Source organism: Paractinoplanes maris (genome assembly GCF_023544465.1).
Taxonomy (GTDB): domain Bacteria; phylum Actinomycetota; class Actinomycetes; order Mycobacteriales; family Micromonosporaceae; genus Actinoplanes; species Actinoplanes maris.
Genome location: NZ_JALPVL010000010.1, coordinates 393817 through 402406, shown reverse-complemented (window position 1 = coordinate 402406; position 8590 = coordinate 393817). Strand labels below are relative to the sequence as shown.

At 71.6% G+C, this 8590-nt stretch carries 8 protein-coding genes and 1 pseudogene; 8 read left to right on the top strand and 1 reads right to left on the bottom strand.

The genetic code is table 11. The features are described from left to right. Positions 1-9: 9 nt before the first annotated feature. Both NAG42_RS29420 and NAG42_RS29415 read left to right on the top strand, forming a co-directional pair. Positions 10-663, top strand: a complete 654-nt coding sequence (locus NAG42_RS29420; RefSeq protein ID WP_438872459.1) for a nucleotidyltransferase domain-containing protein — start codon at positions 10-12, stop codon at positions 661-663. A gap of 40 nt (positions 664-703) precedes the next feature. Continuing rightward, a pseudogene (locus tag NAG42_RS29415) lies at positions 704-1180 on the top strand (DNA polymerase beta superfamily protein); the annotation flags it as partial. Between the two features lie 13 nt (positions 1181-1193). Here the strand turns inward: NAG42_RS29415 and NAG42_RS29410 are convergent. After that, positions 1194-1886: an SDR family NAD(P)-dependent oxidoreductase gene (locus NAG42_RS29410; RefSeq protein ID WP_250035092.1), complete on the bottom strand. Its 693-nt coding sequence runs from the start codon at positions 1884-1886 to the stop codon at positions 1194-1196. Between the two features lie 176 nt (positions 1887-2062). On the opposite strand from NAG42_RS29410, the gene NAG42_RS29405 reads away from it, so the two are divergent. The 6 genes from NAG42_RS29405 to NAG42_RS29380 all read left to right on the top strand — a co-directional run bounded on the left by NAG42_RS29405 (position 2063) and on the right by NAG42_RS29380 (position 8578). Then, on the top strand, positions 2063-2908 hold the full coding sequence (locus NAG42_RS29405; protein WP_250035091.1) for a helix-turn-helix transcriptional regulator: 846 nt from the start codon (positions 2063-2065) through the stop codon (positions 2906-2908). 79 nt (positions 2909-2987) lie between these two features. Further along, on the top strand, positions 2988-3347 hold the full coding sequence (locus NAG42_RS29400) for a hypothetical protein (RefSeq protein ID WP_250035090.1): 360 nt from the start codon (positions 2988-2990) through the stop codon (positions 3345-3347). 9 nt (positions 3348-3356) lie between these two features. Next, positions 3357-4001 (top strand): nucleotidyl transferase AbiEii/AbiGii toxin family protein, encoded by a 645-nt coding sequence (locus tag NAG42_RS29395; protein WP_250035089.1) that lies wholly within the window; start codon positions 3357-3359, stop codon positions 3999-4001. 19 nt (positions 4002-4020) lie between these two features. After that, positions 4021-6513 (top strand): DEAD/DEAH box helicase, encoded by a 2493-nt coding sequence (locus NAG42_RS29390; RefSeq protein ID WP_250035087.1) that lies wholly within the window; start codon positions 4021-4023, stop codon positions 6511-6513. Beyond that, positions 6510-7913 carry a sensor histidine kinase gene (locus tag NAG42_RS29385; RefSeq protein ID WP_250035086.1) on the top strand — a complete coding sequence of 468 codons (1404 nt, stop codon included), beginning with the start codon at positions 6510-6512 and terminating at the stop codon, positions 7911-7913. Before NAG42_RS29390 ends, NAG42_RS29385 begins: the two co-directional genes overlap by 4 nt. Then, positions 7910-8578: a response regulator gene (locus tag NAG42_RS29380; protein ID WP_250035085.1), complete on the top strand. Its 669-nt coding sequence runs from the start codon at positions 7910-7912 to the stop codon at positions 8576-8578. Before NAG42_RS29385 ends, NAG42_RS29380 begins: the two co-directional genes overlap by 4 nt. Positions 8579-8590: the final 12 nt, after the last annotated feature.

The following is an 8590-nucleotide window of genomic DNA, read 5'->3' as shown; positions in this document are numbered from 1 at the left end:
CGCTCCCGCATCCTTTGGGGGGGGTGGGGGGGGGGGGGGGGGGCGGGGGGCCCCCCCCCCCCCCCCCCCCCCCCCCACCGCCGGGGCGTCTTCGCGGCACCGACCCGCTCGTTCTGGACCCTCGACAAGCCGCCCACCCACCTCGACGGGCCGCAGCCGGAACAGTTCTCCTGGGAGATCGAACGCTTCTGCACCCTCGCCCTGCAGGCCAACCCGACCGTCCTCGAAGTGCTCTGGTCGCCCCTGATCGAGACCGAGACACCCGACGGCTCGGCCCTGCTCGCGGCCCGGACCGCCTTCCTGTCCCGCCGGATCGCCGCGACCTACGGCGAATACGCCCGCGACCAGCTCAACCGGGTCAGCGCCCGCCGCGCCCGCACCGGCGAGACCAACTGGAAGCAGGCCATGCACATGATCCGGCTGCTCCTGGCCGGCGCCCACGTGCTGCGCACCGGCGAGGTGCTGGTCGACGTGCGGTCGCGGCGCGCGCAGCTGCTCGACATCAGGAGCGGGACCGTGCCGTGGGAGACCGTGGCCGCCTGGGCCGCCGACCTGCAGGGTGAGCTGGCCACGGCCCTGGACGCGACGGCCCTGCCCGAGACACCGGATCGCCGGGCCGTCGATGAGCTGCTCACCGGCGCACGGGAAAGGAACTTGACGTGACGACCGAAGCGCCGTCGTGGTCGGCCGAGGTGGTGGCCGAGTGCTGACCGGGCCGCTGCACGTGGCCCTCAAGGAGCTGGCGCCGTCCTTCGTGACCTCCGGGCACGCCCACCACTACCTGGGCTTCGCGACGTCACAGGAGAAGCTGTTCGACCGGACCGGGCGGCTGAAGGCGGCGCTGTACTGGCTGCGGGTGTTGCTGACCGGGGAGCATCTGATGCGCACCGGCGAGCTGGAGACGGACCTGGCGGTGCTGGGGACGTCGCTGCCCTATGTGGCCGAGCTGATCGAGATGAAGCGCTCGGCCGAGAAGGGACCCTTCCCGGCCGAGCTGGAGCAGCGGTTGCGCGCCGACGCGGCGATGCTGCGAGGGCGGTTGGAGCAGGCGCGTGATGCCTCTCCCCTGCCGGCTCACCCGGCCGAGGCGGCAGTCACGGCTCTGCACGAACTCGTGGTCGACGCACGCCTGGCGACCGTCGAGCGCCCGGCGACGGCGGCGCTTCCGTGGCGCCCGTAGTGTCCGGCTCCGTCTACCAGGGGAGGACACCATCTCGGTCGGTCACCGTACCGGTCGGCGTCTTGTCGCCGAGGGTGGCGATCCGCACGGCCGCGTCCGTTCCGTCCTGAACGCTGTGGCCGAGTCCGCCGGTGAAGTCCGTTGCTGATTGTCCGGGGTCGACCGCGTTGAACCGGATGTCCGGGATGGTCCTGGCGTACTGCATGGTGAGCATGGTGACCGCGACCTTGGACGACCCGTAGGCGGCCAACGGGTACTGCGACTCGACCCGGTTCGGGTCATGGATCAGCGTGAAGGATCCGACGCCGCTGGTGACGTTGATGACCGACGGAGCTTCGGCGGCTCGCAACAGCGGCAGGAACGCACGGGTGACCCGCACGGTCCCGAACACATTGGTCTCGTAGACGGGGCGCATGTGCTCGACGGTCATGTCCTCGGGAGACGTGACATCTCCGAGGATTCCAGCATTGTTGATCAAGATGTCCAGGTGTCCGGCCTCGGCGCGGATCGTGTCGGCGGCCGCGACGACCGACGCGTCGTCGGTCACGTCGAGCTGTACGAATCGGGCGCCGAGCCGGTCGGCGGCGGCCTGACCCCGCTCGGCGTCCCGGGCGCCGATCCAGAGGGTCTGGCCGGCTTCGATGAGACGGCGGGCGATTTCGTAGCCGAGGCTTCGGTTGCCGCCGGTGACGAGCGTGGTGGTCATGTGAAGGGGTTCCTCTCGATGGCGGAGCGGAACAGGTGCGTCCGCCCTCCCGGTGGTGCTTCGAGCCTGGGGCCCGCCGACATCCGTAGCCAGGTACAGACCGTGCTACCCGTCCCGGCCAGCCTGGGATGGGTAGTACCAGGCAGAACTCGTGCGCTCCGGGCAACATGAGAGCAATGACCTCAGCACCGCTCTCTCTCGGCGAGATGCTCCGCAGCCGGCGCGAGCACCTCACGCCCGCCGATGTCGGGCTGGAGTCCTTCGGCCGGCGTCGCACGGCTGGACTCCGGCGTGAAGAGCTCGCCCAGCTGGCCGGCGTGAGCGTCGACTACATAACGCGCCTGGAGCAAGGACGCGCCCGCACCCCTTCAAAGCAGATAGTTGCCGCGCTGGCCCGGGCCCTGCAGCTGAGCCGCACCGAGACGGCGCTGCTCCACCGCGCCGCCGGCCTGACTGCACCGGCATCGGGAGCCGTCTCGCATCACATTCCGGCGGGGGTGCAGCGGATGCTCGTCCGCATGTCGGACTTCCCCCTGGCGGTGTTCGCCGCTGACTGGACCCAGCTCGCCTCGACGCCGCTGTGGCAGGCACTGTTCCAGACCCCTTCCGTAGCGGCCGACCCGAATCAAAACCTCCTCGTCCAGGCGTTCGTCGACGACAGCATCAGCGGGGTCGCGACCGCCCACGGCGGCCCGGACGTGTTCGAGCGCGCACTGGTCCACGACCTGCGGCGTTCCGCCGCCGACTACCGCGACGATCCCCGGCTCCGGGCGTTCGTCGCCGACCTGCGAACGCGCAGCCCTCGGTTCGCCGCGCTGTGGGACGAGGGACGGGCAGCCGCGCATCAGAGCATGGTCAAGACCGTGCACAACCCGCTGGTGGGTGACATCGTGCTCGACTGCGACGTCGTCGTCGTCCCGGCCTCCGACATCAAGGTCGTCATCTACTCGACATCCCAGCGAGGAAGCGACGCGGAGAAGCTCGACCTTCTCCGGGTGAGCGCCGTGCGGGTGATGCAGTGAAGTCCTGAGGCACCTCGCGTAAAGCATCCTAGGAGGCTAGGAACTCGGTTTGGGCGGCCTGTCGGTTTACGCTGATCGCATGTCGACCGCTGCTCCCGTCGCTGTTCACCTCGCCCGGCCCCACCGGCCGGTGCTGGTGGCGGGCACGCTCGGTGAGCTGACCGGGCCGGCGGCCGGCCTGGTCGAGCTCCCGCTGCGGTTGTGGTGGGGTCCGCAGCGGGCGTTCGACCTGGCGCAGCCGACCATGCTGGCCTGGATGTACGAGAACGTGCTGCGCGAGGCGATCCGGGTCGAGGAGCTGCGCACCTATCTGCACGGCCCGACCCTCGTCCGGGTATGGCCCGAGCTCAACCTCCCCCGCGGCGTCCGCGCCGCCTGGGAGACGCGGCACGCCCGGCTGCGCCACGCCGCGCACCAGCTCGCCGCCGCCGGGCGCTAGCCTGGCCGGATGGCCGGCGTCGACGACTTCTACTCCGAGGTCGCCCGCATCGCGCTCGCGGTGGCCGACAAGCACGGGTTCGTCCTCGGCGGTGGCTTCGCCTGGCTGGTCAACGGCCTGGTCCAGCGCCCCACCGAGGACGTCGACCTGTTCACCGACACGGCCGGCGGTGTCGCGGCGGCAGCCGACGAGGTCGCCGCCGCCCTGCGCGAGGCCGGCTACCGGGTCGTCCGCGAGGAGGGCGACGAGCTCTTCGCGGGCATGGAGGAGGACCTGCAGGAGTTCCTGGTCGCGACCAGCTCGCGGGCGCTGCGGCTGACGTTGTGCCGCCTCGACCGGTCGAAGAAGCCGGTCGTCATGGAGCTGGGCCCGGTCATGCACCTCGACGACCTGGTCGCCACCAAGGTCGCGGCGCTGGTCAACCGGCGCGAGGTCCGCGACTACATCGACGTCGCGGCCGCGCTCGAGCGCTATCCGCTGGAGACGCTGCTGACCCTGGCCCGCAACGTCGATCCGGCGCTCGACCCGGAAGACGTGGCCGACGCCGGGCGTTATCTGGATCGGCTGCACGACGCGCGGTTCGCGCTCTACGGCCTCTCCGCTTCCCAAATCGCCGAGTTGCGGCAACGCCTCGCGCAATGGCCTCGTAGGTGATCCATATAGTGAACGCATCATGACGCTGACCGACCGTTTACCCGGCACAAATGAGCCCGACGCCGTCTTCGACGTCTTCCAGAAGTGGGCCACCGAGCAGGGCCTGGCCCTGTACACCCACCAGGAAGAGGCGCTCATCGAGATCGCCACGGGCGCGAACGTCATCCTCAATACCCCCACCGGCTCGGGCAAGAGCCTGGTCGCCGCGGGCGCGCACTTCGTCGCGCTGGCCGACGGGCGCACCACCTTCTACACCGCGCCGATCAAAGCCCTGGTCAGCGAGAAGTTCTTCGCCCTGTGCGCGATCTTCGGCGCCCACAACGTCGGCATGCTGACCGGCGACGCCAGCGTCAACGCGGACGCGCCGATCATCTGCTGCACGGCCGAGGTGCTGGCCAACCTGGCCCTGCGCGAGGGCAAGGACGCCGACGTCGGCCAGGTCGTCATGGACGAGTTCCACTTCTATGCCGAGCCCGACCGCGGCTGGGCCTGGCAGGTGCCGATCATCGAGCTGCCGCAGGCCCAGTTCATCCTCATGTCGGCGACCCTCGGTGACACCACCCGTTTCGTCGACGACCTCTCGCGGCGCACGGGCCGGCCGACCGCCGTCGTGGCCAGCGTCGAGCGGCCGGTCCCGCTCATTTTCTCGTACGCGATGACGGCGTTGCACGAGACGATCGAGGAGCTGCTGCAGACCAAGCAGGCGCCGGTCTACATCGTGCACTTCACCCAGGCCGCCGCCCTGGAGCGGGCGCAGTCGCTGATGAGCATCAACATGGCCACCCGCGAGGAGAAGGACAAGATCGCGGCGGCCATCGGGAACTTCCGGTTCACCGCCGGCTTCGGCAAGCAGCTGTCCCGGCTGGTGCGGCACGGCATCGGCGTGCACCACGCGGGCATGCTGCCCAAATACCGCCGCCTGGTCGAGACGCTGGCCCAGGCCGGGTTGCTCAAGGTCATCTGCGGCACCGACACACTCGGCGTCGGCATCAACGTCCCCATCCGTACGGTGCTGTTCACCGGCCTGTCCAAGTACGACGGTGTGAAGACCCGCCTGCTCAAGGCGCGCGAGTTCCACCAGATCGCCGGGCGCGCGGGCCGGGCCGGGTACGACACGCTGGGCACGGTCATCGTGCAGGCACCCGAGCACGTGATCGACAACGAGCGGGCGCTGGCCAAGGCGGGCGACGACCCCAAGAAGCGGCGCAAGGTCGTCCGCAAGAAGCCGCCGGAGGGCTCGATCGGCTGGGGGCAGCCCACCTTCGACCGGCTGGTGGCGGCCGACCCCGAGCCGCTGACCTCGTCGTTCCAGGTGTCGCACGCCATGCTGCTCAACGTGCTGGCCCGCGGCGGCGACCCGTTCGAGGCGATGCGGCACCTGCTGACCGACAACCACGAGGAGCCGGCCGCCCAGCGGCGGCACATCCGGCGGGCCATCGCCATCGCTCGCGCGCTGATGGCGGGCGGGGTCATCGAGCGTACGCCGGACGGGGTCTACCGCCTCACCGAGGACCTCCAGATCGACTTCGCGCTCAACCAGGCGCTGTCCCCGTTCGCCCTGGCCAGCCTGGAGCTGCTCGACCGGGAGGCGCCGGACTACCCGCTCGACGTGGTGTCGGTGATCGAGTCGACCCTGGAGGACCCCCGGCAGGTGCTGTCGGCCCAGCGGCAGAAGGCGCGCGGCGAGGCCGTCAACGCCATGAAGGCCGAGGGCATCGAGTACGAGGAGCGGATGACGCTGCTCGAGGACGTGACCCACCCGCGGCCGCTGCTGGAGCTGCTCGAAGCGGCCTACGAGACCTACCGGCGCGGTCACCCGTGGGTCGCCGACTACGAGCTCAAGCCCAAGAGCGTGGTCCGCGACATGTACGAGCGGGCGATGACCTTCACCGAGTACGTGTCGTTCTACGGGCTGTCGCGCTCCGAGGGGCTCGTGCTGCGTTACCTCGCGGACGCGTTCCGGGCGCTGCGCCAGACCGTGCCCGAGGACTCCCGCACCGAGGAGCTCACCGACCTCATCGAGTGGCTGGGCGAGCTGGTCCGGCAGGTCGACTCGAGCCTGCTCGACGAGTGGGAGCGGCTGCGCAACCCCGGTGCGGTGGTCGAGGAGGTCCGCATCGACGACAAGCCGCCGGCGGTCACCCGCAACACCCGCGCGTTCCGGGTCCTCGTCCGCAACGCCCTGTTCCGCCGGGTCGAGCTGGCCGCGCTGCGCCGCTGGACCGACCTGGGCGAGCTGGACGGCGAGTCGGGCTGGACGGCCGACCGGTGGCAGGACGCGATCGAGGACTACTTCGACGAGTACGACTCGCTGGGCACCGGGCCGGCCGCCCGCGGACCCGCGTTCCTGCACATCGAGGCGGGACCGACGGCGTGGGTCGTGCGGCAGGTCTTCGAGGACCCGGAGGGCGACCACGACTGGGGCATCGAGGCCACCGTCGACCTGGCCGCCTCGGACGAGATCGGCGCGGCGGCGATCGTGGTGACCTCGGTCGGCCCGCACTCGCAGTGACCGGGTCGCCGCGGCCGCACCCCGCGGGCGGTGCCGGCGGCGTCGCGCTGGCCCGCCGGCGGGTCGCGGCCGGGTTCGCGGTGACCCTGATCGGGTTGCCGGTGCTGACGGCGGCGGCCGCCGCGGCCGGGCTCGAACTGGCCGGCGGGTCGCTGGTCTTCCTGGCCGCGGTGGTCGGGGTGGCGTTGCTCGGCGGGCGGTGGCCGGCCCTGCTGGCCGCGGTGGGCGGGTTCCTGCTGCTGAACTACTTCTTCACCGCACCCGTACGGACGTTCGCCGTCAACACCGGGCAAGGTGCGCTCGCGTTGATCGTGTTCGTGGTGGTCGCGCTGGCTGTCTCGTGGGTGGTGGACGTGGCGGCGCGCCGGGCCCGGCAAGCGGCCGCCGCGTCGGCCGACGCGCGCATCCTGGCCGCGGTGGCCGGTGGGGTGCTGGCCGGGCCGGATCCGCTGCGGGGGTTGCTCAAGGAGCTGCGGGAGCTCTTCGGCTTGGAATCCGTGGTCCTGTCGGAGCGAGCCGGCGACGGGTGGGCTCGCGTTGCCGATTCGGACATTCCCGAGGTTTCCGATTCGTCACCGGCGACGCGTGTCCGGGCAGCCGATGATCTCGTCCTGTCGCTGCGCGGCCGCCCGCTCGACGACAACGAGCACCGCATCGCCCAGGCCTTCGCCGCCCAGGCCGCCGTCGCCCTGCGCCAGCAACGGCTGGCCACCGCGGCCGAGGGTGACCGGGTCCGCGCCGCCCTGCTCGCCGCGGTCAGCCACGACCTGCGGACCCCGCTGGCCGCGGCCAAGGCCGCCGTTGCCGGCCTGCGCGGCGACGAGGTGCACTTCGACGAGGACGACCGCCGTGAGCTGCTGGCGACCGCCGACGAGTCGCTCGACCGGCTCGGCGCGCTGCTGGCCAACCTGCTCGACATGAGCCGGCTGCAGGCCGGTGCGCTGGCCGCGCACCCGGTCGACGTGGGCCTGGAGGACGTCGTCCCGGCCGCGCTGGACGAGCTCGGCCCGGCCGGGCGCCGGATCACCGTACGACTGCCCGACGACCTGCCCACCGCCCACGCCGACCCCGGGCTGCTGGCCCGGGTGCTGGTCAACGTGACCGGCAACGCCCTGCGGCACAGCCCCGCCGACCGCCCGCCCGAGGTCACCGGCCGGGCGTCCGGCGACCGGGTCGAGCTGCACGTCGTCGACCACGGGCCCGGTGTGCCGGCCGGCGACCGGGAGCGGATCTTCCAGGCCTTCCAGCGGCTCGGCGACCGCGACAACCACACCGGCGTCGGGCTCGGTCTCGCGCTGTCCCGCGGCCTGACCGAGGCCATGGGCGGCACACTGATCCCGCAGGAGACACCCGGAGGAGGCCTCACCATGGTCCTGACGCTGCCGGCGGGCCCGCGGTGACCCGCATCCTGGTCGTCGACGACGACCCGCAGATCCTGCGGGCTCTGCGGATCAACCTGCGCGCCCGCCAGTACGAGGTGGACGTGGCGGCCGACGGCGCGAGCGCGCTCAAGGCCGCGGCCGCCCACTCGCCCGACCTGGTGGTGCTCGACCTGGGCCTGCCCGACCTGGACGGCACCGACGTCATCCGCGGGCTGCGCGGCTGGAGCACCGTGCCGATCATCGTGCTGTCCGGGCGGGCCGAGGGCACCGACAAGGTGGCCGCGCTGGACGCCGGGGCCGACGACTACGTGACCAAGCCGTTCGGCCTCGACGAACTGCTCGCCCGGATCCGCGCCGTGACCCGCCGGATCCACCCGTCGGACGCGGCGCCCGGGCCGGTGACGGTCGGGCAGTACACGATCGATCTGGCCGGCCACACGATCACGCCGGAGCAGCGGCTCACCCCGACCGAGTGGCAACTGCTGGACCGGCTGCTGCGCAACCCGGGCAAGCTGATCACCCAGCGCAGCCTGCTGCATGACGTATGGGGCCCGCAGTACGGCACCGAGACCAACTACCTGCGCCAGTACATGGCCCGCCTGCGCCGCAAACTCGAGGACGACCCGACCCGGCCCCGGCACCTGATCACCGAACCCGGGATGGGCTACCGCTTCCAGCCCTGAGGCCCTTCTGGG

Coding starts and splice junctions, on each gene's coding strand:
- NAG42_RS29395 (WP_250035089.1), top strand. CDS start 3,357: ATGGCCGGCGTCGACGACTTCTACTCCGAGGTCGCCCGCATCGCGCTC.
- NAG42_RS29390 (WP_250035087.1), top strand. CDS start 4,021: ATGACGCTGACCGACCGTTTACCCGGCACAAATGAGCCCGACGCCGTC.
- NAG42_RS29405 (WP_250035091.1), top strand. CDS start 2,063: ATGACCTCAGCACCGCTCTCTCTCGGCGAGATGCTCCGCAGCCGGCGC.
- NAG42_RS29400 (WP_250035090.1), top strand. CDS start 2,988: ATGTCGACCGCTGCTCCCGTCGCTGTTCACCTCGCCCGGCCCCACCGG.
- NAG42_RS29410 (WP_250035092.1), bottom strand. CDS start 1,886: ATGACCACCACGCTCGTCACCGGCGGCAACCGAAGCCTCGGCTACGAA.